Source organism: Pseudonocardia thermophila (assembly GCF_900142365.1).
GTDB classification, from domain to species: Bacteria; Actinomycetota; Actinomycetes; order Mycobacteriales; family Pseudonocardiaceae; genus Pseudonocardia; species Pseudonocardia thermophila.
Window position 1 is genome coordinate 1 of sequence record NZ_FRAP01000025.1, and the last position, 22,781, is coordinate 22,781.

Annotated in this window: 22 protein-coding genes; 14 read left to right on the forward strand and 8 right to left on the reverse strand. The window is 73.5% G+C overall.

Going from position 1 to position 22,781, the window contains the following annotated elements:
• Nucleotides 1–95 precede the first annotated feature (95 nt).
• Together BUE41_RS26050 and BUE41_RS26055 are read right to left on the reverse strand one after the other, a co-directional pair.
• Entirely contained in the window at nucleotides 96–1,130 is a 1,035-nt protein-coding gene (locus BUE41_RS26050; protein WP_084755872.1) for a DUF4097 family beta strand repeat-containing protein, read from the reverse strand.
• The gene (locus tag BUE41_RS26055) at nucleotides 1,115–1,639 is read right to left on the reverse strand and encodes a toxin-antitoxin system HicB family antitoxin (protein WP_073459983.1); all 525 of its coding nucleotides are present in this window, start codon (nucleotides 1,637–1,639) and stop codon (nucleotides 1,115–1,117) included. The genes BUE41_RS26050 and BUE41_RS26055 overlap by 16 nt, the downstream gene beginning before the upstream one ends.
• A 76-nt stretch (nucleotides 1,640–1,715) precedes the next feature.
• Here BUE41_RS26055 and thyX point away from each other — a divergent pair, with 76 nt between their 5' ends.
• The 5 genes from thyX (at nucleotide 1,716) to BUE41_RS26080 (ending at nucleotide 6,795) form a co-directional block, all read left to right on the forward strand.
• Nucleotides 1,716–2,468, forward strand: coding sequence for an FAD-dependent thymidylate synthase (gene thyX / locus BUE41_RS26060; RefSeq protein ID WP_073459984.1), 753 nt, complete (start codon nucleotides 1,716–1,718; stop codon nucleotides 2,466–2,468).
• A 4-nt stretch (nucleotides 2,469–2,472) separates the two neighbouring features.
• Nucleotides 2,473–3,096: a TIGR03085 family metal-binding protein gene (locus tag BUE41_RS26065; protein ID WP_073459985.1), complete on the forward strand. Its 624-nt coding sequence runs from the start codon at nucleotides 2,473–2,475 to the stop codon at nucleotides 3,094–3,096.
• Between the two features lie 81 nt (nucleotides 3,097–3,177).
• On the forward strand, nucleotides 3,178–4,179 hold the full coding sequence (gene dapA / locus BUE41_RS26070) for a 4-hydroxy-tetrahydrodipicolinate synthase (protein WP_073459986.1): 1,002 nt from the start codon (nucleotides 3,178–3,180) through the stop codon (nucleotides 4,177–4,179).
• Nucleotides 4,180–4,257: 78 nt separating this feature from the next.
• The gene (locus tag BUE41_RS26075) at nucleotides 4,258–6,027 is read left to right on the forward strand and encodes a ribonuclease J (protein ID WP_084755874.1); all 1,770 of its coding nucleotides are present in this window, start codon (nucleotides 4,258–4,260) and stop codon (nucleotides 6,025–6,027) included.
• A 192-nt stretch (nucleotides 6,028–6,219) separates the two neighbouring features.
• Complete coding sequence (locus BUE41_RS26080; RefSeq protein ID WP_234997590.1) at nucleotides 6,220–6,795, forward strand: SgcJ/EcaC family oxidoreductase; 576 nt, start codon at nucleotides 6,220–6,222, stop codon at nucleotides 6,793–6,795.
• A 4-nt stretch (nucleotides 6,796–6,799) separates the two neighbouring features.
• On the opposite strand, the gene BUE41_RS26085 is transcribed toward BUE41_RS26080, so the two are convergent.
• On the reverse strand, nucleotides 6,800–8,317 hold the full coding sequence (locus BUE41_RS26085; protein ID WP_073459987.1) for an APC family permease: 1,518 nt from the start codon (nucleotides 8,315–8,317) through the stop codon (nucleotides 6,800–6,802).
• A 92-nt stretch (nucleotides 8,318–8,409) separates the two neighbouring features.
• Here BUE41_RS26085 and BUE41_RS26090 point away from each other — a divergent pair, with 92 nt between their 5' ends.
• From BUE41_RS26090 to BUE41_RS26120, 7 genes are all read left to right on the forward strand, one after another.
• On the forward strand, nucleotides 8,410–9,195 hold the full coding sequence (locus BUE41_RS26090) for an SDR family NAD(P)-dependent oxidoreductase (RefSeq protein ID WP_084755876.1): 786 nt from the start codon (nucleotides 8,410–8,412) through the stop codon (nucleotides 9,193–9,195).
• Between the two features lie 14 nt (nucleotides 9,196–9,209).
• On the forward strand, nucleotides 9,210–10,298 hold the full coding sequence (locus BUE41_RS26095) for a threonine aldolase family protein (protein ID WP_073459988.1): 1,089 nt from the start codon (nucleotides 9,210–9,212) through the stop codon (nucleotides 10,296–10,298).
• A 7-nt stretch (nucleotides 10,299–10,305) separates the two neighbouring features.
• Nucleotides 10,306–11,178 carry a sensor histidine kinase gene (locus tag BUE41_RS26100; protein WP_143172364.1) on the forward strand — a complete coding sequence of 291 codons (873 nt, stop codon included), beginning with the start codon at nucleotides 10,306–10,308 and terminating at the stop codon, nucleotides 11,176–11,178.
• Nucleotides 11,175–11,852: a response regulator transcription factor gene (locus tag BUE41_RS26105; RefSeq protein ID WP_073459990.1), complete on the forward strand. Its 678-nt coding sequence runs from the start codon at nucleotides 11,175–11,177 to the stop codon at nucleotides 11,850–11,852. The genes BUE41_RS26100 and BUE41_RS26105 overlap by 4 nt, the downstream gene beginning before the upstream one ends.
• 111 nt (nucleotides 11,853–11,963) lie before the next feature.
• Complete coding sequence (locus tag BUE41_RS26110; protein ID WP_073459991.1) at nucleotides 11,964–12,998, forward strand: ABC transporter substrate-binding protein; 1,035 nt, start codon at nucleotides 11,964–11,966, stop codon at nucleotides 12,996–12,998.
• Nucleotide 12,999: 1 nt separating this feature from the next.
• Nucleotides 13,000–14,811, forward strand: coding sequence for an ABC transporter permease (locus BUE41_RS26115; protein WP_073459992.1), 1,812 nt, complete (start codon nucleotides 13,000–13,002; stop codon nucleotides 14,809–14,811).
• A complete protein-coding gene (locus BUE41_RS26120; RefSeq protein ID WP_073459993.1) occupies nucleotides 14,808–15,974 on the forward strand; it encodes an ABC transporter ATP-binding protein in 1,167 nt (388 codons plus the stop codon). Before BUE41_RS26115 ends, BUE41_RS26120 begins: the two co-directional genes overlap by 4 nt.
• Nucleotides 15,975–16,357: 383 nt before the next feature.
• Here BUE41_RS26120 and BUE41_RS26125 read toward each other — a convergent pair whose 3' ends face one another.
• Nucleotides 16,358–16,786: a MarR family winged helix-turn-helix transcriptional regulator gene (locus BUE41_RS26125; RefSeq protein ID WP_073459994.1), complete on the reverse strand. Its 429-nt coding sequence runs from the start codon at nucleotides 16,784–16,786 to the stop codon at nucleotides 16,358–16,360.
• 70 nt (nucleotides 16,787–16,856) lie between these two features.
• Between BUE41_RS26125 and BUE41_RS26130 the strand changes: the two genes are divergently transcribed.
• Both BUE41_RS26130 and BUE41_RS26135 read left to right on the forward strand, forming a co-directional pair.
• Nucleotides 16,857–17,327: a nitroreductase/quinone reductase family protein gene (locus tag BUE41_RS26130; protein ID WP_073459995.1), complete on the forward strand. Its 471-nt coding sequence runs from the start codon at nucleotides 16,857–16,859 to the stop codon at nucleotides 17,325–17,327.
• Entirely contained in the window at nucleotides 17,324–18,541 is a 1,218-nt protein-coding gene (locus BUE41_RS26135; RefSeq protein ID WP_073459996.1) for an FAD-dependent oxidoreductase, read from the forward strand. The genes BUE41_RS26130 and BUE41_RS26135 overlap by 4 nt, the downstream gene beginning before the upstream one ends.
• Here the strand turns inward: BUE41_RS26135 and bioD are convergent.
• Genes bioD through bioB form a run of 4 tightly spaced genes read right to left on the reverse strand, consistent with a single transcriptional unit; the run spans nucleotide 18,490 to nucleotide 22,770 of the window.
• A complete protein-coding gene (gene bioD, locus BUE41_RS26140) occupies nucleotides 18,490–19,266 on the reverse strand; it encodes a dethiobiotin synthase (RefSeq protein ID WP_200804116.1) in 777 nt (258 codons plus the stop codon). The two genes, BUE41_RS26135 and bioD, sit on opposite strands and share 52 nt — an antisense overlap.
• Complete coding sequence (locus BUE41_RS26145; RefSeq protein ID WP_073459997.1) at nucleotides 19,239–20,417, reverse strand: aminotransferase class I/II-fold pyridoxal phosphate-dependent enzyme; 1,179 nt, start codon at nucleotides 20,415–20,417, stop codon at nucleotides 19,239–19,241. The genes bioD and BUE41_RS26145 overlap by 28 nt, the downstream gene beginning before the upstream one ends.
• A complete protein-coding gene (gene bioA, locus BUE41_RS26150; RefSeq protein WP_073459998.1) occupies nucleotides 20,417–21,706 on the reverse strand; it encodes an adenosylmethionine--8-amino-7-oxononanoate transaminase in 1,290 nt (429 codons plus the stop codon). Before bioA ends, BUE41_RS26145 begins: the two co-directional genes overlap by 1 nt.
• Entirely contained in the window at nucleotides 21,703–22,770 is a 1,068-nt protein-coding gene (gene bioB, locus BUE41_RS26155) for a biotin synthase BioB (RefSeq protein ID WP_073459999.1), read from the reverse strand. The genes bioA and bioB overlap by 4 nt, the downstream gene beginning before the upstream one ends.
• Between the last annotated feature and the right edge of the window lie 11 nt (nucleotides 22,771–22,781).

The following is a 22,781-nucleotide window of genomic DNA, read 5'->3' on the forward strand; positions in this document are numbered from 1 at the left end:
GGTGCCTCAGACACACCCACCTCGCCCGGAGGCCCTCCCCTCGTTCAAGCCGACACGCCGTCGAGCACTGACAACAACGTCCTGAGTCACTACAGTTAGCGCGCCCGCGTCACCAGCACGTCACCGGTGCCGGTGCGGCCGCGCAGGTGCAGCCGCGGCTGGTCCTCCGGCGGGGTCGAGCGCACGTCGAGATCGCTGCGCGCCTTCCCGGAACCGGACGACAGGTCGACCTCGGCCCACACCCCGGGGTGCACGCCGACCGTCAGGTCGCCGGATCCGGCGGTGATGTCCGCGCGACCGGAGACCGCGACGTCGAGCCGCACGTCGCCGGACCCGGTGCGCGCGTCCAGGTCGCCGGCGAGCCGGGCGATCTGGACGTCACCGCTGCCCGCCTTCGCGTCGAGCGATCCTGCGGCGTCCTCGACGGTGATCGTGCCGGACCCGGTGCGCACCCGGGAGCGACCGCGGGTGCGGGTGATCGTGACGTCGCCGGATCCGGTCTGCACGTCCAGATCGCCGTTGACCTCGTCGGCGCGGACCCGGCCGGTGCCGGTGCGCAGCGCCGTCCAGCCTGAGCGGCCGGTCACGGTCAGGTCGCCGGCGCCGGTGCGGGCCGCGAGCCGGGAGTCGGCCGGGGCGTGCACCGTGACCGCGAGCGGCACCAGCCGCAGCGGCATCTGCTGCGGCGAGCGCACGACCAGTCGCCGCCCAGCCTCCGACCAGCTGATCTCGGTGGCGCGCACCGCCTCGGCGCCCAGCCGGCCGATGTCGAAGCCCGCGCTCTCCAGCGGGCCGGTGTCGAACGAGCCGACGTCCCAGCTGCCGAAGCCGGGGAAGCCCTTGCTCGCCGTCCAGCTCGCGGCGGCGCCGCTCACCCAGTTCACGACGCCGCGCACGCCCTGCGCGAGGAACCCGCCGATGTCCGGGTCGTGGCGCACCTCGACCCGCACTTCGCCGGACTCGCCCTCGGGCAGGTCCGTCAGCTCGACCTGCACGCTGCCGACGTCGACGGCGATCTCCAGCTCCGCGGTGCCGGCGCACGACCAGCTCTCCCGGCGGACCTCCGGGGCGTCCTGCGACCCGTCGTCCTGCGGTGCGTCCTTCGTGAAGTCCATCATCCCTGCACCCATCCCCGGATCCGGCGGCTGTCGTGCTTCGGCTGCTTGTACGGCTTGCCGGGCCTGCGGCCGTGGCCCGCGAGCGCGCCCTGGACGACCTGGGCCAGCCACGAGTTGAGCGACATGCCCTGCTCGGCGGCGGCCTGCTCAGCCTGGTTCTTGATCTGCTCGACCAGCCTCAGCGTGATGCGGGAGATGTCCCCGGCCTCCGCACCGAACCCGCCGAAGTTGCGCGGCGGCGGTTCGGGACTCTCCTGCTCGGTCTCCTCCTCGGCGCCGGGTTGGGGGGTGACCGCCACGCGCACGTCCCGCCCGTCGAGGCGGACCTCGACGACGTGGTCGGGCAGCGCCGCGGTCACCTCGGCGGCGAGATCGGACAGCGCGTTCATGACGGCCAGCCGGGCCGCCGGCTCGATGGCGGCGGCGAGCAGGGCGGCGGTGCGCCGGGTCTGCTCGTCACCGGCTGCGGCAGCGGACGCGAGGTCCTCCCGCAGCTGGTTCACGTACTGGCTCAGGTCCATGACGCCACTGTGGCGTCATTGATGACGTCAGTCAAGGAGAATCTGACGTCACGTTGGTGGCAGCTACCCTCACAGCATGCCGCAGATCGTGCCGCTCCGCGTGCAGCTGGTCGCGAAGACGCAGTTCATCCCGCCGGAGGACGTGCCGTGGAGCACCGACGCGGACGGCGGGCAGGCGCTCGCGGAGTTCGCCGGGCGCGCGTGCTACCAGTCGTGGTCGAAGCCGAACCCGGCCACCGCCACCAACGCCGGCTACCTGCGGCACATCATCGAGGTCGGCCACCTGTCGGTGCTCGAGCACGGCAGCGTCACCTTCTACATCACCGGGGTCTCCCGCTCGCTCACCCACGAGCTGATCCGCCACCGGCACTTCTCGTTCAGCCAGCTCTCCCAGCGCTACGTCCCCGAGCACGACGCCGACGTGGTCGAGCCGGACGTCATCGCCGACGACCCCGAGCTGCACGAGCTCTTCCTGCAGGCCACCGACGCGTCGGTGAAAGCGTACGAGGCGCTGCTGGAGGGCCTGGAGAAGAAGTTCGCCGACGAGCCGAACGCCACGCTGCGGCGCAAGCAGGCCCGCCAGGCCGCCCGGTCGGTGCTGCCCAACGCCACCGAGACCCGCATCGTCGTCACCGGCAACTACCGCGCCTGGCGGCACTTCATCGGGATGCGCGCCACCGAGCACGCCGACGTCGAGATCCGCGCGCTCGCCGTCGAGTGCCTGCGCCAGCTGCAGCGGGAGGTGCCGAACGTGTTCGCCGACTTCGAGATCGGTGTCCTGGCCGACGGCACCGAGATCGCCTCCAGCCCCTACGTCACGGAAGGCTGACCGCATGTCGCTGGCGACCACCGAGCGGAGCGCGATCTGCGACGCGTTCCTCGCCGCCGGACCCGACCGGCCCACCCTGTGCGCGGGCTGGACCACCCGCGACCTGCTCGCTCACCTGCTCGTGCGGGAACGCCGGCCGTGGGCGGCGGGCGGCATCCTCGTCCCGGCGCTGGCCCCGGTCACCGAGCGGGCCATGCGCGGATACGCCGACGTTCCGTGGCACGAGATGGTCGCGACCCTGCGCGGTGGACCGCCGATCTGGTCACCGTTCTACATCGGTGCCGTCGACCGGATGGCCAACGGTGCAGAGCTGTTCGTCCACCACGAGGACGTGCGCCGCGGCGAGCCGGGCTGGGCGCCGCGCCCGCCGGATCCCGAGCGCGACGCCGAGGTCTGGACGATCGTCTGCCGCACCGGCCGCATGCTGCACCGCCGCAGCCCGGTCGGGGTGACCCTGCGCACCCCGGACGGCCGCGAGACCGTCGCGCGGCCCGGGAAGGGCGTCACGGTCGTCGGTGAGCCGGGTGAGCTGCTGCTGCACGGCTTCGGCCGCGACGCCGTCCAGGTGGAGATCCAGGGCGATCCCGACGCCGTGACGGCCTTCGGCGGGGCCGGCCGCGGCATCTGACGCCCGTGCCGCGCGTGTGATCCCCGGCCGGCCCGCCGCGCCGCCCGGATGCCGCCGTGGCCGGGCGGTACGGTCAGGGGCATGAGCTCGGCAGCGCGTACGTTCGGTCAGGTCCTCGTCGCGATGGTCACCCCCTTCGCCGCCGACGGTTCGCTCGACCTGGCGAAAGCGGAGCGGCTGGCGAACCACCTGGTCGATCTCGGCTGCGACGGGCTCGTCGTCAACGGCACCACCGGGGAGAGCCCCACCACCACCGACGCGGAGAAGGAGGCGCTGATCCGCGCCGTGGTCGGCGCCGTCGGTGACCGGGCCAAGGTCGTTGCCGGGGCGGGCACCTACGACACCGCGCACAGCATCGAGCTGGCGAGGACGGCGGAGCGGGCGGGTGCGCACGGCCTGCTCACCGTCACCCCGTACTACTCGCGGCCGCCGCAGTCCGGTCTCATCGCGCACTTCACCGCCATCGCCGACGCCACCGACCTGCCGGTGATGCTCTACGACATCCCGCCGCGCAGCGTCGTCCCGATCGAGCTGGAGACCCTGCAGCGGCTCGCCGAGCACCCGCGCATCGTCGCGGTCAAGGACGCCCGCAACGACCTGCGCGTCGGCACCGAGGTGATCGCCACGACCACCCTGGCCTACTACAGCGGGGACGACCCGGTGAACCTGCCGTGGCTGGCCGTCGGCGCGGTCGGCTTCGTCTCCGTCACCGGGCACGTCGTGGCCGACCGGCTGCGTGCCATGCTGGAGGCGTTCGAGGCCGGTGACGTCGTGCGGGCCCGCACCATCAACGCGTCGATGATCCCGCTCATCCGCGGGATCGGCCGTGTCGGCGGCGCCGTGTTCGCCAAGACCGCACTGCGCCTGCGCGGCATCGACGTCGGCGACCCGCGCCTGCCGCTCCCGCCCGCCACCGAGGAGCAGGTGGCCGCCATCGCGGGCGACCTGACCGCGGCCGGGGTCGCGCTCGATCCCGCCGCCCGTGACGCCGTCCGCGGCGACGGCACGGCCCCGGGGCTCGGCGCGCTGGGCCCGCGCGTGCCGGCCGACCTCGGGGCCGAGGTCGCCTACCCCCGATCCTGAATCCATCCCGATGACCGAAGGACACCACGTGACTCCGCCGCGCATCCCGCGCACCCCCACCCGCCGGGGAGGGGCCCGATGAGCCGCCCGGCAGGCCGGCGCGACCGGGGCCGCTCCCGGCGCGACCGCAGCCGCCCGGTCAGCGTCCCCGTCGACGCCGAGAACCCCGCCGAGCCCGAGCTCGGCCCACCGCCGGACCTGCCCGATGGCGGGCTGCGCGTCGTCGCCCTCGGCGGCATCGGCGAGGTCGGCCGCAACATGACCGTGTTCGAGTACGCCGGACGGCTGCTCGTCGTCGACTGCGGCGTGCTGTTCCCGTCGGAGGACTCGCCGGGCGTCGACCTGATCCTGCCCGACTTCCGCGCCATCGAGCACCGGCTCGACGACATCGACGCGCTCGTGCTCACCCACGGCCACGAGGACCACATCGGCGCCGTTCCGTTCCTGCTGCGGCAGCGGCCCGACATCCTCGTCGTCGGGTCGCGGTTCACGCTCGCGCTCGTCGCGGAGAAGTGCCGCGAGCACCGCCTCACCCCGCGCCTGCACGAGGTGAAGGAAGGCGCCCGGGTGCAGCACGGCGTGTTCGACTGCGAGTACTTCTCCGTCAACCACTCGATCCCGGACGCGCTGGCCGTCGCGATCCGCACCGAAGCCGGCCTGGTGCTGCACACCGGCGACATCAAGCTCGACCAGCTCCCGCTCGACGGGCGGTTGACCGACCTCGGCGGGTTCTCCCGGCTCGGCGACGAAGGAGTGGACCTGTTCCTCGTCGACTCCACCAACGCCGAGGTCCCCGGCTTCACCATCTCCGAGCGCGAGATCGGCCCTGTCCTCGACGGGGTGTTCCACCGCGCGCCGGGCCGGATCATCGTCGCCTGCTTCGCCAGCCACGTGCACCGCGTGCAGCAGGTGCTCGAGGCCGCGGCCGCGCACGACCGCAAGGTGTGCATGGTCGGCCGCTCGATGGTGCGCAACATGGGCATCGCCGCCGAGCTGGGCTACCTCGACGTCCCCGACGGTCTGCTCATCGAGCTGGACGAGGCGATGACGCTGCCCGACGACCGGGTGGTGATCGTGTCCACCGGCTCGCAGGGCGAACCGCTGTCCGGCCTGGCCCGCATGGCCCGTGGCGACCACCGCTCGGTGCGCATCCGCGCCGAGGACACCGTGATCCTGGCCAGCTCGCTGATCCCCGGCAACGAGACCGCGGTCTTCACCGTGATCAACGGGCTCACCCGGCTCGGCGCGACCGTCGTGCACCAGGGCACCGCCCGCGTGCACGTCTCCGGCCACGCGACCGCGGGCGAGCTGCTGTTCCTCTACAACGCGGTGCGGCCGAGCAACGTCATGCCGGTCCACGGCGAGTGGCGGCACCTGCGGGCCAACGCCGCGCTCGCCGCGCTCACCGGGGTGCCCGAGGACCGCATCGTGCTCGCCGAGGACGGTGTCGTCGTCGATCTCGTCGACGGTCGCGCCAGCATCACCGGCAAGGTCGAGGTCGGCCGCGTCTACGTCGACGGGCTCGCCGTCGGCGACATCGGCGAGTCCACCCTCGGCGACCGGCTGGTGCTCGGCGAGGGCGGCTTCATCTCGATCACCGTCGCGATCGACGCCACCACCGGGCGCGCGGTCACCAAGCCGACGTTGTCGGGGCGTGGGTTCTCGGACGATCCCAAGGCCCTCGACGCCGTGCTGCCGATGGTGGAGGACGAGCTGTCGCGGACCGAGGCGGAGAACATCACCGATCCGCACCGGGTGGCGCAGGCCGTGCGACGGGTGGTCGGCCGGTGGGTCGGGGAGACCTACCGGCGGCGGCCGATGATCGTGCCGACGGTGATCGCGGTCTGAGCTGCGCGGATCGGCCCCGTTCCGGGAGGGCACCGCGATCACCCGGGCAGATCGCGGCGGCCGCGGCCTCGTGCCCGACATCGCCCGGTACCGGGCGACGTCGGCAGCGGCCTGCCGCCGGCCTGCGCGCGGGTCGTCGTCCGGGAGCTGCGGCTGATCGATCCCGAGTCGTCGGCGGGGTTCGCGCTGCCGATGCCGGATGCGCACGGCGAGCCGGCCGAGTTCGTTCTGGTCGAGGAGCTGCCCGCCGACGGGGTGCTCAGCAACCCGATGCCGGCGGTGCGGCAGATCCCGCTCCCCATCGCCCTTGCCCTGGAGCCGGGTTCAACCGGCAGGGTCTCCGCCATGGAGATCCCCCACGTCGAAGACCTGGCCGATCACACCGCCGACGAGGCCGCGATCCGCGCGATCATCGCCGACACCGAGCAGGCGTTCAACACAGGTGACGCCGAGCTGTTCGTGGAGCACATGGCCGCGAACGCGTCGGGCGTCGGGGTCACCGGTGTCGAGCTGGCCGGGCGTGCGGCCACGCTCGAGGCGAGCCGGGTCGCCTTCGCCGGCCCGCTCAAGGGGCAGCGGGCGCGGTACGAGGTCGCCGGGATCACGTTCGTGCGGCCGGATGTGGCGTTGGCGCGCAAGCACGCCTGGGCGGTGGACGAGGCGGGGGAGCTCGTCGACGTCGGGCACGCCATGACCGCGCTCTACGTGCTGACCAAGGAGCAGGGGCGGTGGTGGGTGGTGGCTCGGCAGAACACGTTGGTGGGGTAGGGGGTCAGCGCTGGGGGCCCGCCGTCGCCGGTACGAGGGTCTCGCCGCGGAAGAACGGGGGCGCGACCCGGCTGTAGACGAGCATCAGCACGGCGCCGAGGAGCAGGGCGCCCACACCGATCACGAAGACGCCGCCGACGCCGAAGACGACGGTCTCGCCGCTGGCGGGATCGGCGTAGTCGATGCACGACAGGACGAACGCCGCCAGCAGCACGACGCCGCCGGTGAGCGGCAGCACGCCCTTCGTCCAGAGGGCGCGGCCGGACAGCTGTCGGCGGAAGTACCAGGCGCAGGCGAAGCCGGTGAGCCCGTAGTAGAAGGCGATCATCAGGCTCACCGCGGCGATCGAGTCGGCGAGGACGTTGGTGCTGACGGCGGTCAGGCCGACGTAGAAGACGACCGACGCGATGCCCATGCCCCAGGTCGACCAGGTCGGGGTGCGGAAACGGGGATGGACCCGGGCGAACGCGGCCGGCAGCGCGCGGTAGGCCGCCATGGACAGGGCGGCGCGAGCGGTCGGCAGGATGGTGGTCTGGGTGGACGCCGCGGCGGAGGTGAGCACCGAGAGGACCAGCAGGAACTCGAAGACGGTGCCGAGTTCGCCGTCGCCGAAGACGGCCGGGCCGATCGCGGCGAACACGTCGTCGAGGTGCTCGGGATTGCCCAGGCCGATGCCCTCGGTGCCGGTGCCGGCGAACGCCACGGCAGCCACGGCGACGAGGACGTAGGTGGTCACCAGGAGCAGGGTGGAGAGCACGCCGGCGCGGCCCGGGGTGGTGCCGGGATCGTCGCTCTCCTCGTTGCAGGAGACGGCGCTGTCCCAGCCCCAGTACAGGAAGACGGCGATGAGCACAGCCGCGACCAGCTCATCGACGCCCACGCCGAACGGCCACAGCCAGGCGAGGCTCGGCACGAGCGAGCCCTCCGGGGCGTCGCCCGTGCCGACCTTCACCAGGGCGACGACGGCGAAGACCGCGAGCACCAGCAGCTCGACGGTCAGCAGGGCGTACTGCAGGCGGGCCGAGACCTCGATGCCGCGGTAGCAGATCCAGGTCATGAGCAGGATCCACGTGGAGCCCGCGACCGCGGTCCACAGGGTGGAGGCGGCGAGATCGTGCAGGCCGACGAGCAGGAACGAGTACTGGCCGGCGATCTGGGCGAGGTTCGCCATCACGATGATGTCGGCGGCGATGATCCCCCAGCCGCCCATCCAGCCCGCCCACGGGCCGAACGCGCGCCCGGCCCAGGTGAAGGTGGTACCGCAGTCCGGCTCAGCGGCGTTCAGCTCGCGGTAGGCGACCGCGATCAGGTACATCGGCACGAACGCGAGCAGCATGACGCCCGGGCTCTTGTCCCCGACGAGCACCACGACGAACCCCAGGCTGGCCGCGAGGCTGTAGGCGGGCGCGGTCGAGGCCATGCCGATGACCACGCCGCCGAGCAGCCCGATCGCGCCGCCGCGCAGGCCCTTCGATCCGGGTTCGCAGCCCGGCATCGGCAGGGTGGACGGCGACGAGCTCATGAACCGAACCTCCCGGCGGACGAGTGCGTCTCCGCGCGACTGTAGATCGCCGACGCTAGGGTCGCGGCAGGGCTCGACGGGAGGATCAGCAGGTGACCGCAACGAAGCCGCTGTCGGATCGGGTCGCGCTCGTCACGGGCGGATCGCGCGGGGTGGGGCAGGCGATCGCCACACGGCTGGCCGCCGACGGCGCCGCCGTGGCCGTCAACTACCGGCGCGACGAGGCTGCTGCCGCACAGGTCGTCGCCGAGATCGAGGCTGCGGGCGGGACGGCGCGGGCCTACCGGGCACCCGTCGACGACGCAGAGGCCGTCGCCGCGATGACGGAGGCGATCACCACCGATCTCGGACCGGTCGACCTGCTGGTGAGCAACGCCGGCACGGCCAGCCGTGGCCGCACGATCGCCGACACCCCGGCCGATGAGTACGTGCGGCTCATGCAGGTGCACGTCCTCGGGCCGGTGGAGCTGATCCGGCGGTTGCTGCCCGGCATGCGCGCCCGCGACCGCTCCGACGTGGTCGTGATCTCCAGCTCGATCGTTTCCGACACCCCGCCCAGCGGGGCGCCGTACACGATGGCCAAGGCCGCGCTCGAGGCGGCCGCCCGCACCCTCGCCAAGGAGGAGCGCGAGCACGGGGTGCGGGTGAACATCGTCGCCCCCGGTCTCGTCGCCACCGACATGGGCGAGCGGCTGGCCGCCGCGCGCAGCGGCGCGAGCATCGCCGAGCTGGACGCCCGGTTCCCGTTCGGGCGGGTCGCGCGGCCCGAGGACGTCGCGGGCGTCGTGGCGTTCCTCGTCTCGGCCGACGCCGACTACGTCACCGGGCAGCGCATCCAGGTCGACGGCGGCGGCCCGGCGGCGGGGCTGCTCGGCTGAGGGAGGACTCGGGGATGGTGGTCACCACGCTGCACGATCCGGGGTGGCGCGGGTTCGCCAGCGACAACTACGCCGGAGTGCACCCGCAGGTGCTGGCCGCCCTCGCCGCCGCCAACGGCGGCCACCAGGTCTCCTACGGCGAAGACCGCTACACCGCCCGGCTGCAAGAGGTGATCAAGGACCACTTCGGCGGGCAGGCCGAGGCGTTCCCGGTGTTCAACGGCACGGGCGCCAACGTCGTCGCGCTGACCGCCGTGCTGCCCCGCTGGGGCGCGGTCGTCACGACGACCAACTCCCACATCCACAACGACGAATGCGGTGCCCCCGAGCGGATCGGCGGGATCAAGCTGCTGCCCGTGCCCACCCCGGACGGGAAGCTCACCCCGGATCTGGTGGCCCGCGAGGCGTGGGGCTGGGGCGACGAGCACCGCGCCCAGCCGCTGGCGGTCAGCATCACGCAGAACACCGAGGTCGGCACCGTGTACTCGCCCGAGCAGGTGCGCGCGGTCGCCGACTTCGCGCACGCGCACGGGATGGCCGTGCACATGGACGGTGCCCGGCTGTGGAACGCAGCCGCGGCGCTCGGGGCGCCGCTGCGGGCGTTCACCACCGACGCGGGCGTGGATGTGCTGAGCCTCGGCGGCACCAAGAACGGGCTGCTGGGCGCCGAGGCGGTGGTGGTGCTCGCGCCCGAGCGGGTCAGCGACCTGCGCTTCGTGCGGAAGATGACGATGCAGCTGGCCAGCAAGATGCGGTTCGCGTCGGTGCAGCTGCTCGCCCTGTTCGAGGACGATCTGGGGCTGCGCGCCGCGGCCCACGCGAACGCGATGGCCGCCCGGCTGCGGGCGGCACTGGGAGCCGAGGCACTGCCCGGGCTCGCGTTCACCCAGCCCACCGAGGCCAACGCGGTGTTCGCGACCCTGCCGACCGACGCGGCCGACCGCATCCGGGAACGGGTGCGGTTCTACGACTGGGACCGCGCCCGCGGCGAGGTGCGGTGGATGACCGCGTGGGACACGACGGAGGCGGACGTCGACGCCTTCGTGGCCGTCGTCCGGGAGGAGCTCGCGGACGGTCCGGGAGCGCCCGGCGCCGGTGCATGATGTGGCCGTGATCGCCTGGTCCGATGTGGTCGCGCCGGCCGCAGGCGCGCTGCTGACGGGAGCGGCGGCGCTGCCGGCGGCGCTGCTGGGTGCCCCGGGCTGGATCGTGCTGCCGATGGGGGTGGCCGGGGCGTGCGTCGCCGTCGTGGGACGGCGGGTGCGCGCGCTGACCGCCGAGGTGGCGAAGGCCGACCGGGCTGCGCACGAGCGGGCCGACCAGCTGGCCGCCGCGAGCCACGACCTGCGCTCCCCGCTGGCGATGGTGTCGGCGGCCGCGGAGCTGCTGCTCACCGAGGGGCCCGGCCCCCTCACCCCGACCCAGCAGCGGTTCCTGCGGACCGTCGTGGACCAGAGCGCGCACGCCGTCCAGATCGCCGATGACAACCTCGTGCAGGCGCGGCTGGAGGCCGGGGCGTACGAGCTGCGCCGCACCATGACCGACCTGTCCGCGCTGGTCCGCGAGACCGTCACCGGGCTGCGCCCGCTCGCCCAGCGCCGCGACCAGCACATCATCACGCAACTCCCGGCGGTGCCGGTGCGGGCGCTGGTGGACGCGCCGCTGCTGCGCCGCGCCGTGGTCAACCTCGCCACCAACGCCATGCGGTTCACCACCTACGGTGGTCTGATCGTGCTGAGGGTGCTGGACAACGAGACGTCGGTGGTGATCTGCGTGACCGACGACGGGATCGGGATGAGCCGGGAGGAGCGGGAGCGGCTGTTCCGCCCGTTCGTCAGCGGCTCGACGCTCGGCGACGGCACCGGGCTCGGGCTGGTGCTCACCCGCCGCATCGCCGAGGCGCACGGCGGCCGGATCCTGGTCGACACCAGCCCGCGCCGCGGCACCACGATGATGCTGCGGCTCCCGCGGGAGCGGGCATGACGGTCACCGCGCTCGTCGTCGAGGACGAGCCGCAGATGGCCGACATCGTCGAGTACATCCTGCAGACCGACGGCCTCGACGTGCGGCTGGCCCGCGACGGCGCGCAGGGCTGGGAGCAGTGGAGCGCCGGCGGGATCGGCCTGGTCGTGCTGGACATCGAGTTGCCCGGGCCGAACGGGCTGGAGCTGTGCACGCGGATCCGGGCGGCCAGCTCCGTGCCGATCCTGGTGCTGACCGCCCGCACCGACACCCAGTCGGTGATCGCCGGGCTGGAGGCGGGCGCGGACGACTACGTGACCAAGCCGTTCCATCCCCGGGTGCTGTCCCTGCGGGTGCAGGCGCTGCTGCGGCGCGCCCAACCGACCCGGATGGCGCCGACGGTCGTCGGGGACCTGGAGATCGACCTGCGCAGCGGCACGGTCACCGTGGCCGGGCGGCAGGTGAGCCTCGCCGCCACCGAGATCCGGGTGCTGGCCGCGCTCGCCGAGCGGGTCGGCGAGGTGGTGTCGTGGCGGCAGCTGCTCGCGACGGCGTGGGACGTCGACGACTGGGTGGGCGGCCGCGAGATGGTGAAGGCCGCCGTCTACCGGCTGCGGCACCGGCTCGGTGACGACCCGGCCCACCCGCGCTACATCGAGACCGTGCGCGGCGTCGGCTACCGGCTCGTCAGGTGACGGTTTCGTCACCGACGCTCACCATCTCGTCACACCATTCGGCCGATCGAGGATCTACTTTCGCTGCGATCTCGGACACAGTCGGTCCGACGGCGGCGAGGAGGCCGACGAATGCGCACGAAGGTTCTGTTGACGGCGTTACTGGTGGCGGCGGCTGCGGTGGCCGGATGTTCCCAGCGGGCCCCGGGGGGTGGCTCAGGGGAGGGCCTGACCGTCCTGTGCAGCGCGCAGGAGGACTGGTGCCAGAAGGTCACGGCGGCGTTCGCGGCCAAGACCGGCATCACCACGAGGTTCGTCCGGCTCTCGGCCGGTGAGGCGCTGGCGCGGGTGGACGCGGCGAAGGGGAGTCCGGAGTTCGACGTGTGGCACGGCGGGCCCGCCGACACCTACGTCGCGGCGCAGGAGCGGGGGCTGCTCCAGCCGCACACATCGGAGATCACCGAGCGGATCCCGGCGCAGTTCCGCGACCCGGCCGGGTACTGGACGGGCATCTACTTCGGTGCGCTGGGGTTCTGCTCGAACCCCGACGTGCTCCAGGCGAACGGGCTGCAGGTGCCCACGTCGTGGAACGACCTGCTGGCGCCCGGGTTCACCAAGCAGGTCGGGATCGCGCACCCGGCGACGTCCGGCACCGCGTACACGGCGCTGTGGACGATGGTGACGCTGACCGGCAGCGAGGCGGGTGGGCTGGACTACTTCCGCAAGCTGCACCGGTCGGTGCTGCAGTACAGCAAGACCGGCAGCGGGCCCGGCCAGCAGGCCGCGCGCGGTGAGGTCGCGACGGCGATCGTGTTCAGCCACGACTGCGCGAAGTACAAGAAGGAGAGCGCGCCGAACCTGGTGCTGTCGTTCCCCGAGGAGGGCACCGGTTACGAGATCGGCGGCGTCGGCATCCTCGCCGGCGCGCACAACCTCGACGCGGCCCGGGAGTACGTCGACTTCGCCGCGAGCGCGGAGGCGCAGAACATCGGCCCGACGGTGAACTCGTTCCAGCGACCGACCGCGCCCGACGCCACGGCCGCGCCCGAGTCGTTCGACCCGGAGACGACCAAGCTCGTCGACTACGACCTCGTCGCGGCCGGCAAGGCGAAGGAGGCGCTGCTCAAGCAGTTCTCCAGCGACGTCGCCAACAGCCCGGAGAAGTGACGTGACCGCAGTCCTCGACGCCGGCGATCCGCTCCGCACCCGGGGCGCGGTCCCCGGCCGGGCGCGGGCCAACCCCGCGCTCGTCGTCACCCTGGCCGGGATCGTGCTGTTCCTGGTGATCGGGATCCTCTACCCGCTGGCGAGCGTGTTCCTCGGGGCGCTGTCCGGCGAGGGGCTCGACCGGCTCGGGGAGCTGGTGACCAACGCGGTCAACCGCGAGGTCGTCGGCAACACCATCCTGCTCGGCCTCACCACGGCCACCTTCGGGTTGGCGCTGGCGTTCCTGTTCGCGTTCGTCGTCGTGCGGCTCGACGTGCCGTTCAAGCGGGTGCTGCACGTCATCGCGATCATCCCGGTGATCAGCCCGCCGTTCGCGCTCGCCACCGCGCTCGTGGTGCTGTTCGGCCGCAACGGCGTGATCAGCATGGGGATCTTCGGTATCCCGTACGACATCTACGGGCTCGACGGGCTCACGCTCGCGCTCGGGTTGTCGTTCTTCCCGGTCGTGTACCTGACGCTGGTCGGGATGATGCAGCGGCTCGACCCGTCGCTCGACGAGGCCGCGCAGAGCCTGGGCGCCGGCCACCGGCGGATCTTCGCCACGGTGACCCTGCCGATGCTCGTGCCCGGCCTGGCCAGCGGGTTCCTGCTGCTGTTCGTCGAGGCGATCGCCGACCTGGCCAACCCGCTCGTGCTCGGCGGCGACTTCACCGTGCTGTCCTCGCGGGCGTTCATCGCGATCACCGGCGAGTACGACGTCACGGCGGGCGCGGTGTACTCGTTCGCGCTGCTGATCCCGGCCGTGCTGGTGTTCGTGCTGCAGAAGTACTGGATCGACCGGCGGCAGGTGTTCGCCGTGACCGGCAAGCCCGCCGGGCGCGTGCAGCAACTGCGTGGGCCGGTCCCGTACATCGTCTACGCGGTGTGCGTGTTCGTGGCGGTCATGATCGTCGTCATCTACGCGACGATCGTCGTCGGCGCGGTGAGCGCCGTGCCGGGGATCGACCCGACGTTCACGCTCGCGCACTTCGAGTTCGTGCTGTTCGGCATCGGGTCGGAGGCGATCGTCGACACCACCGTGCTGGCGCTGCTCGCCGCACCGCTGGCCGGGGTCATCGGTGTGGTGATCGCCTACGTCGTGGTGCGCAAGCTGCGGCGGCTCGCGGGCGTGCTGGACTTCCTGACGATGCTGGGCATCGCGGTGCCCGGTACGGTGCTCGGCATCGGGTTCATGCTCGCCTACCGGCCGGAGCACCTGGTGTTCGGCGTGCCGGTGCTGCCGTCGCTGGTCGGCGGGGCGGCCCTGCTCGGCGGGGCGGCCGGCATCCTGGCGGTGCTGACCGTGCGCAGCACCCCGGCGGCGCTGCGGGCGGGCGTCGGGTCGCTGCAGCAGATCCACCCGTCGATCGACGAGGCGTCCACCAGCCTCGGCGCGGACGACTTCACGACGTTCCGGCGGATCACCCTCCCGCTGATCCGGCCCGCGCTGATCGCCGGGCTGACGTTCGCCATCGCGCGGTCGATGACGACGCTCTCGCCGATCGTCTTCCTCACCACGCCCAGCACCAAGATCATGACCTCGCAGATCCTCTCCGAGGTCGACGCCGGCCGGTTCGGCAACGCGTTCGCCTACTGCTGCGTGCTGATGGCGATCGTGCTCGCGCTCGTCGGGGTGATCCGGCTCGTGGTGCGCGACCCCGGAGCCCGGCCGAACGCCGCCGGCGTGGGCAGCGGGCTCGCCACCGCCACCGCGACCGAGCAACCGGCGGCACTGGTTCCCGGCCGTACCGGCGACGAAGGAGTGACCCGATGACGGCGAAGCAGCGCGAGCTCGGCCACGTCGAGCTGCACGGGCTCGGCAAGCGCTACGAGAACACCCCGCCGGCCGCCCGGCCCGCGGTGGCCGACGTGACCCTGGACATCCCGGCGGGGGAGTTCCTGACCTTCCTCGGCCCGTCCGGGTGCGGGAAGACCACCACGCTGCGGATGATCGCGGGCTTCGAGAAGCCCACCACCGGGCGGATCGTGCTCGACGGTGCGGACATGGTGCCGCTGCCGCCGAACAAGCGGCCGATGGCGATGGTGTTCCAGAACTACGCGCTGTTCCCGCACCTGAGCGTGTACGACAACGTCGCGTACGGGCTGAAGATCGACCGGCGGCGGCGGGCGGGGCTGGCTGAGGCCGTCGAGGTGGCGGTGACCAGCATGAACCTGCTCGGCCTCGAACACCGCTTCCCGCACCAGCTCTCCGGCGGTCAGCAGCAGCGGGTGGCGCTCGCGCGGGCGATGGTGATGCAGCCCGCGGTCCTGCTGTTCGACGAGCCGCTGTCCAACCTGGACGCGAAGTTCCGCGAGCAGATGCGCACCGAGATCCGGCTGCTGCAGCGGCGGATGGGCATCACCAGCCTCTACGTCACGCACGACCAGGACGAGGCGATGAGCCTGTCCGACCGCATCGTGGTGATGAACGCGGGGCGCATCGAGCAGGTGGCCACGCCCGTCGAGGTGTACACGCGGCCGGCGTCGGTGTTCGTCGCCAACTTCATCGGCCGGGCGAGCTTCCTGCCCACGTACGCGACCGACCTCGCAGAAGGGGCTGCGACCGTGCCGCTGCTCGGCACGCCCACCCGGGTCGCAGCGCACCCGCAGCTGCGGGCCGGCCAGGACGCGGTGCTCATGGTGCGGCCGCAGTCGGTCCAGGTGGAGCCGACCGTCGAGGGCGGGAACGGAGTGATCGTCAGCTCGGTGTACCGGGGCGACACCGTCGACTACGAGGTCGAGACCGCGCACGGCACCCTGCTCGCGTCGGTCCCCGATCCCGACGCGGACACAATCCTCGCCGAACAGACCACGGTGCGGGTCCGGATCGACGCCCGCCGCGCCTACCTCCTGCCGGCCGACGACACCCCGGGCCGAGCCGGGGACGACGCGCCGACCGGCCCGCCCGCGGACGCCGGGGCGCTGCACCCGGTGTGAGCGTCCGGGTGCGGCCCGGTACGAGGGGTCCGGGCCGCACCCCGGCGCACGCGAGTCGTCCTGTCCGGCTGCGCGAGTTGTCCCGTCCGGCTGCGCGAGTTGCCCCGTCGAGGACGTCGAGTTCGCCTGCCGCGGCGCGTCCGCCGTGAGATCGACGACTTCCGTCGGGCAACTCGCCGTCCCGGTTCGGCGAACTCGCCCTCCCGCTCGGGGAAACTCGCCGTGCTCGTCGGGGCAACTCGGCCGCCCGCTCGGGGAAACTCGCCGTGCTCGTCGGGGCAACTCGCGCCCACGCCGAGTGTGACGCGGCTGGCACCCCGGCCAGGTGTGGGCGGCGGCGCCGCGGGGGACGTCACCGGGGTGATGTCTTTGCGCGGGGCCCGTCAGCCGGCCTTGCTGAACTCCTCGAACGCGTCGGTGATCCGGCGCAGGAACTCCTCGACGGCGGGGCGCTCGTCCGGGTCGAGTTCGGCGACGGCGTCGTCGACCGCGTCCAGGATCGGCTCCAGCCCAGCGAGGACCATGGTCCGGGCCGAGTCGGTCAGCTCCAGGACGACGCGGCGGCCGTCGGTGGTGTGCGGGACCCGGCGCAGGTGGCCCGCCGCCTGCAGCCGGTCGACGAGCGCGGTGGCCGACGCCGAGCGGATGCCGAGCTGTCTGGCCAGCTCGACGGTGCCGGCGTTGCGGTCGGCGAGGATCTGCAGCGCCAGGACGTCGGTGACGCCCACGCCGAGCCGGCGGGCCAGGGCGGCCTCCACGGCGTGGACGGTCCGCATCAGCGCGCGCAGGGCGTCGGGGATCCCGTCGGACACCTCCTCAGGCTACCGGTCGCTAGATTGCCTAACGAATTTATGTAGACTGTCTAGTGACATGGGAGGTCGAATGGACCGGGAACAGCTCCGGCAGCTCAACCAGCAGATGGCCCAGCGGATCGCGACGGCCGAGCCGGCGCCGCTGGTCGACGGCGGCTACGCGCTGCGCGTCGTCCGCACGACGGGCCGCACCAGCGGCGAGCCGCGGGACGTCCCGCTCGCGGTGATCGCCCGCGACGGCCGCCGCTACCTGGTGGCGCCGCGGGCCCGCCGCGACTGGGTCGCCAACCTCGACGCGCACCCCGCCTGCAGCATCCTCGGCGAGGACGCGCCGCTCACCGCGGTCCGCCGCACCGACCGGACGGCCGCCCTCGTGGCCCTGCAGTACGCCCGCACCGCACACGGCCCGGCCCGCAGCGCCTTCCCGTTCACGCCCGACGCACTGCTGGACGAGGTCGTCGCGGCTATGCCAGAGATGGCCGTGTTCGAGCTGGTCACCACGGCGAGCACCGATTCGAGCACCGATTCGAGCGCGTCGTGAGCGCCGCGCGCGTCGTGATCGCCGGCGGCGGCCCCGGCGGTGCCCTGCTCGCGTACCTGCTGGCCCGCGCCGGCATCGCGGTGACGCTCTGCGAGGCGCGGTCGGACTTCGAACGCGAGTACCGCGGCGACTCGCTGCACCCGTACACGCTGGAGCTGCTCGACGAGCTCGGCCTCGCCGACGACGTGCTGCAGATCCCGCACGTCGCCGCCGACGCCTTCCGCTTCCACACGCCCTACGGCACCGTGACGCCGGCCAGCTACGCGCGGCTGCGCACCCGGTTCAACTACGTCGCGATCATGCCGCAGGCCCGGTTGATCGAGTTCCTGCTCGACCGCGCCGCCCGGTTCCCCGGGTTCGAGCTGCGCACCAGCACGAAGGCCACCGGCCTGGTGGAGGCCGACGGCCGGGTCACCGGGCTGCGCGTGCGCGACCGCTCCGGCGAGCACGAGCTGCCCGCCGACCTGGTGATCGGCGCCGACGGCCGCTTCTCGGCGGTCCGCCGGTTCGCCGATCTGCCCGTCGTCTCCTCAGGTGCGACCACCGATCTCGTGTGGTTCCGGCTACCCCGCCGCGCCGACGATCCCGCCGCCGACCTGGATCTCTACGCCGGCCCCGGCCGCTACGTGGGTGTGCTCGGCGGTTCCGATCACTGGCGGGTCGGCTACGCGATCCCGCACGGGGGCTACGCGGCGGTGCGCGAGGCCGGCGTCGAGCCGATCCGCGAGTTCCTGCGTACACACGTGCCGTGGCTGGCCGACCGCGTCCACCACCTCGAGGACATGGGGCAGACCAGCCTGCTGTCGGTCGACATCTCGGCAGCGCCGTGCTGGCACCGCCCCGGGCTGCTGCTCATCGGCGACGCCGCGCACGTCATCTCCCCGGTCGGCGGCAACGGCATCCTCATGGCCGTGCAGGACGCCGTCGCCGCAGCGAACGCGATCATCGCGCCGCTGCGCGCCGGCACCCTGACCGAGGCCGATCTGGCCCGTGTTCAGGCCGCCCGCGAGGCGGCGATCGCGCAGGTGCAGGCCGAGCAGCAGCGCACCGAGCGGAGCTCCGACCGGGCCCGCAGCCGCGGCGCCGTGCTCGCCCCGCCCCGCCGGCTGCGGCCGCTGCTGGAACTGCCGGTGCTGCAGCGCCGCTCCGCCCGCGCCAACGCCTACGGGCCGCGGCCGCCGAAGCTCGACCTCGCGCTCGTCGACGCCGCCTGAGGCAGCCCGGTGAACCAGCCGGGCGCCGCGCGCCGGAACTCGGCCACCGGCAGCTGTCCCGCCCCGGCCGGTACCGCGCCCAGCAGGGGAGCCAGCCGTGCCAGGCGCGCCCGGTTGTCCCGCTCCACCTCGGACGGCGAGCGCGGCCAGGCGCCGACGACGAGCCCGGGCACCGCCACTCCACGCCGCTCCAGCGCCTCCAGCGTCAGCGCGGTGTGGTTGAGCGTGCCGAGGCCGGACCGGCACACCACCACCGTGCTCGCCCCGGTGAGCCCGGCCAGGTCCGCCACGGTGCCGCCGGACCCGTCCAGCTCGACGAGCAACCCGCCCGTACCCTCGACGAGCACGTCGTCGTGATCGGCCGCGAGCCGCTCCACGTGCGCGCAGTGCTCCGCGAGCCCGGGCAGCCGCACGCCCGCCCGCGCCGCCGCGGCCACCGGGGCCATCGGGTCCGGCAACCGGATCCCCTCGGCCGCCCGGACCCCGGCCAGCCGCCGCACGACGTCAGCGTCACCGAGGCCGTCACCGAGGCCGTCACCGAGGCCGTCACCGAGATCGTCACCGAGATCGTCCTCGGTCCCGGCCTGCACGGGCTTGAGAACCGCGACCCGGCGGCCCGCCGCGGCCAGCGCGACCGCCAGCGCCGCCGTCACCACGGTCTTTCCGACACCGGTGTCGGTACCGGTCACGACGAGGATCACGCCGGTACCCGCGGCTGTGTCCACTGCGGCTGCTGTGTGTGCTGCTTCGGCTGCGCCCACTGCGCCGCGAGCCGGGCCGCCCCCGCCGCCCGCTCCGGGGCGATGCCCGCCCGCGCGACCAGCCGCAGCCGCGAGATCCCGTCCGGCACGCTCGGCGGGCGGAAGCAGCCCACCAGCACCCCGTCGTCCTGCAGCCGCGCGGTCGCCGCGGCCGCGTCGTCCGGCGACGCGGCCGGGATCGACTGCACCGCGCCCGGTGCCCGCGGCACGTCCGCGGCCTCGGCGATCGCCCCGGCCACCCGGTGCAGGTCCGCCACGCGTTCCGGCTCATCCTCGACGATCCGGCACGCCGTCGCCGCCGCTGCGGCCGCCGCCGGGGCGAGCGCGGTGTCGAAGATGAACGTCCGCGCGGTGTTGACCAGGTGCTCGCGCAGCACCGGCGAGCCCAGCACGGCCCCGCCCTGCGCGCCGAGCGCCTTCGACAGCGTCGCGGTGACGGCCACGCTCGGGTTCCCGGCGAGCCCCGCCGCGTGCACGGCACCCCGTCCGTCACCGGCGACCCCGATGCCGTGCGCCTCGTCGACCACGAGGAACGCGTCGTGGCGCGCGCACAGCTCGGCCGTGCGCTGCAGGTCGGTGGCGTCGCCGAGCACCGAGTAGATCGACTCCACCACGACGACGGCCCGCGGCTGGTCGCGCTCGCGCAGCAGCCGGTCCAGCGCGTCCAGGTCACGGTGCGGGCAGACCGCGACCGGCGAGCGGGACAGCCGCGCCCCGTCGATCAGCGACGCGTGCACGTGCGCGTCCGAGATCAGCAGCGTGTCCGGGTCACCGAGCGCGGTCAGGATCCCGATGTTGGCCGTGTAGCCGCTGGAGAACGTCAGGCAGGCCGGCTGTCCGGTGAGCCGGGCCAGCGCCGCCTCAAGCTCGGCGTGCGCGGCGGTCGTCCCGGTCACCACCCGCGACGCGCCCGCACCCGTCCCGAACCGCTCGACGGCGGCTCGCGCGGCGGCCCGCAGCCGCGGATCGGCGGCGAGGCCGAGGTAGTCGTTGGAGGCCAGGTCGAGCAGCCCGTCCCGGGAGCGCGGGTGCCGGGCGGCGTCGGTGCGCCGCACCAGCCCCGTGCGGATCCGGGTGGCGGCGGCCTCGGCGAGCCAGGTGTCCAGTGCGGCCATCAGCCGTGCACCTCCTCGACGGCTCCGGTGATCGCCGCGCCGATGGCGGCGATCTCGTCGGACCGGCAGACGTACGGGGGCATCGTGTAGACGAGGTCGCGGAACGGGCGCACCCACGCGCCCCGCTCGAGCGCTGCCCTGGTCACCGCCGGCACGTCCACCGGCCGGTCCAGCTGGACGACGCCGACGGCGCCGAGCACGCGCACGTCCCGCACCGAACGGAGCTCGGCGGCGGGGGAGAGGGCATCGGCCAGCTCCTTGGCGATCCCGCCGATCCGGTCGCCGTAGCCGGGCAGCAGCTCCAGCGACGCCGAGGCGACCGCGCAGGCCAGCGGGTTGCCCATGAACGTCGGCCCGTGCAGCAGCGCGCCGACCGCCCGCGCCACGGCCGACGTGCACAGCACCGCAGCCAGTGTCAGGTACCCGCCGGTCAGCGCCTTGCCCACGCACAGGACGTCGGGCGTGATCCCGGCGTGGTCGACGGCGAACCGCGGACCGGTGCGGCCGAACCCGGTCGCGATCTCGTCGACGATGAGCAGGAGCCCGTGCCGGTCGGCGATCTCCCGCAGCACGACGAGGCACTCGGGCGGGTAGACGTGCATGCCGCCCGCGCCCTGCAGCACCGGCTCGGCGACGATCGCCGCCAGCTCGCCGGCGTGCGCGGCGGCGGTCCGGCGGGCGTGCGCGGCCCACTCGTCGACGTCCGCGGGTCCGGCGATCGCGCCGTCCGCGGTCGGCGCGGCGGGCGGGCGCGGCAGGAACAGCTGCTCGGCCACCAGTCCGGGGAAGAGCGCGTGCATGCCGTCGACCGGGTCGCAGATGCTCATCGCGCCCGTCGTGTCGCCGTGGTACCCGCCGCGCAGCGCGAGGAAACGGCGCCGCTGCGGCCGCCCGATCGCGACCTGGTACTGCACGGCGAGCTTCAGCGCGACCTCCACCGACACCGAACCGGAGTCGGCCAGGAACACGTGCTGCAGCTCGCCCGGGGTGATCGCCACCAGCTGCTCGGCCAGCCGGACCGCGGGCTCGTGGGTGAGCCCGCCGAACATCACGTGGCTGAACCGGCCGATCTGCTCGCGCACCGCGGCGTCCAGAGCGGGGTGGCGGTAGCCGTGGATCGCGCACCACCAGGAGCTCATCGCGTCGATCGCGGTGAACCGGATGCCGTCGGCCGCCTCCAGCTCCAGCCGGGTGCCGGCCGCGTCGAGCACCGCGTACGGCGCGGGCCCGGCCAGGGATGCGTACGGGTGCCACAGCAGTCCCCGGTCGCGCTCGATCAGCCCGTTCATGCGTTCGGGGCCACCGCGGTCCCGGCGCCGCGCTGCCGGATCGCCACCGCGACCTCGGGCTCGACCGGCAGATGCTCGGCCGGTCGAGCACCGACCACCTCGAACCCCGCGTCGGCGATCATCGCCAGGTCGGCCTCGGCGGCCTGGCCCTCGCTCGTCAGGTAGTCGCCGAGGAACAGCGAGTTGGCCACGTGCAGTGCGAGCGGCTGGAGCGACCGCAGGTGCACCTCGCGGCCCCCGGCCATCCGCAGCTCCGCGGCCGGGGCGACGAACCGGGCGAGCGCGAGGACCTTCAGCGCCCGCAGCGGCGTGAGCAGCCAGGTCCCGGCCAGTGGGGTGCCGTCGAACGGGATGAGGAAGTTGATCGGGATCGAGTCGGTCCCGAGGTCGCGCAGCGCGAACAGGGCGTCGATCAGCTCGTCGTCGGTCTCGCCCATGCCGACGATCAGCCCCGAGCACGACGACAGCCCCGCTGCCTGCGCCTGCTCGACGGTGCGGACGCGGTCGGCGAAGCCGTGGGTCGAGCAGATGTCGGCGTAGCGGGACTCGGCGGTGTTGAGGTTGTGGTTGTAGGCGTCGACGCCGGCTGCGCGCAGCCGCTCCGCCTGGCCCTCGCGCAGGATCCCCAGGCAGGCGCACACCTCGACGTCGGGGTGCTCGGCCTTCAGCGCGGCCACGGCGTCGGCGACCCGGTCGACGTCGCGGTCGCCGGGGCCGCGTCCGCTCGCGACGAGGCAGACCCGGGTGGCGCCGCCGGCGATCCCGGCCGCGGCCTGGCGGACGGTCTCCTCGGTCGACAGCCAGGAGTACTTCAGGATCTGCGCCTGCGAGCCCAGTCGCTGCGAGCAGTAGCCGCAGTCCTCCGGGCACATCCCGGACTTGAGGTTGACGAGGTAGTTCACCTTCACCCGGTTGCCGAAGTGCGCGCGGCGCAGCCGGGCCGCCGCGGCGACGAGATCGAGCACCAGGTCGTCGGGGCACTGCAGCACGGCCCGGGCCCCTGCCCGGTCGAGCGGCTCGCCGGACAGTACCCGTTCGGCCAGGTCATCGAGGGTTTTGAACACTGTTTTGAACA

What these genes read in the sequence shown, in the direction of transcription:
- thyX (WP_073459984.1), top strand. Translation starts at nt 1,716, where the DNA reads ATGCCGCAGATCGTGCCGCTCCGCGTGCAGCTGGTCGCGAAGACGCAG.
- BUE41_RS26145 (WP_073459997.1), bottom strand. Translation starts at nt 20,417, where the DNA reads ATGGCCGCACTGGACACCTGGCTCGCCGAGGCCGCCGCCACCCGGATC.
- BUE41_RS26105 (WP_073459990.1), top strand. Translation starts at nt 11,175, where the DNA reads ATGACGGTCACCGCGCTCGTCGTCGAGGACGAGCCGCAGATGGCCGAC.
- BUE41_RS26130 (WP_073459995.1), top strand. Translation starts at nt 16,857, where the DNA reads ATGGACCGGGAACAGCTCCGGCAGCTCAACCAGCAGATGGCCCAGCGG.
- BUE41_RS26095 (WP_073459988.1), top strand. Translation starts at nt 9,210, where the DNA reads ATGGTGGTCACCACGCTGCACGATCCGGGGTGGCGCGGGTTCGCCAGC.
- BUE41_RS26055 (WP_073459983.1), bottom strand. Translation starts at nt 1,639, where the DNA reads ATGGACCTGAGCCAGTACGTGAACCAGCTGCGGGAGGACCTCGCGTCC.
- BUE41_RS26080 (WP_234997590.1), top strand. Translation starts at nt 6,220, where the DNA reads ATGCCGGATGCGCACGGCGAGCCGGCCGAGTTCGTTCTGGTCGAGGAG.
- BUE41_RS26085 (WP_073459987.1), bottom strand. Translation starts at nt 8,317, where the DNA reads ATGAGCTCGTCGCCGTCCACCCTGCCGATGCCGGGCTGCGAACCCGGA.
- BUE41_RS26050 (WP_084755872.1), bottom strand. Translation starts at nt 1,130, where the DNA reads ATGGGTGCAGGGATGATGGACTTCACGAAGGACGCACCGCAGGACGAC.
- bioA (WP_073459998.1), bottom strand. Translation starts at nt 21,706, where the DNA reads ATGAACGGGCTGATCGAGCGCGACCGGGGACTGCTGTGGCACCCGTAC.
- BUE41_RS26075 (WP_084755874.1), top strand. Translation starts at nt 4,258, where the DNA reads ATGAGCCGCCCGGCAGGCCGGCGCGACCGGGGCCGCTCCCGGCGCGAC.
- dapA (WP_073459986.1), top strand. Translation starts at nt 3,178, where the DNA reads ATGAGCTCGGCAGCGCGTACGTTCGGTCAGGTCCTCGTCGCGATGGTC.
- BUE41_RS26120 (WP_073459993.1), top strand. Translation starts at nt 14,808, where the DNA reads ATGACGGCGAAGCAGCGCGAGCTCGGCCACGTCGAGCTGCACGGGCTC.
- BUE41_RS26065 (WP_073459985.1), top strand. Translation starts at nt 2,473, where the DNA reads ATGTCGCTGGCGACCACCGAGCGGAGCGCGATCTGCGACGCGTTCCTC.
- BUE41_RS26110 (WP_073459991.1), top strand. Translation starts at nt 11,964, where the DNA reads ATGCGCACGAAGGTTCTGTTGACGGCGTTACTGGTGGCGGCGGCTGCG.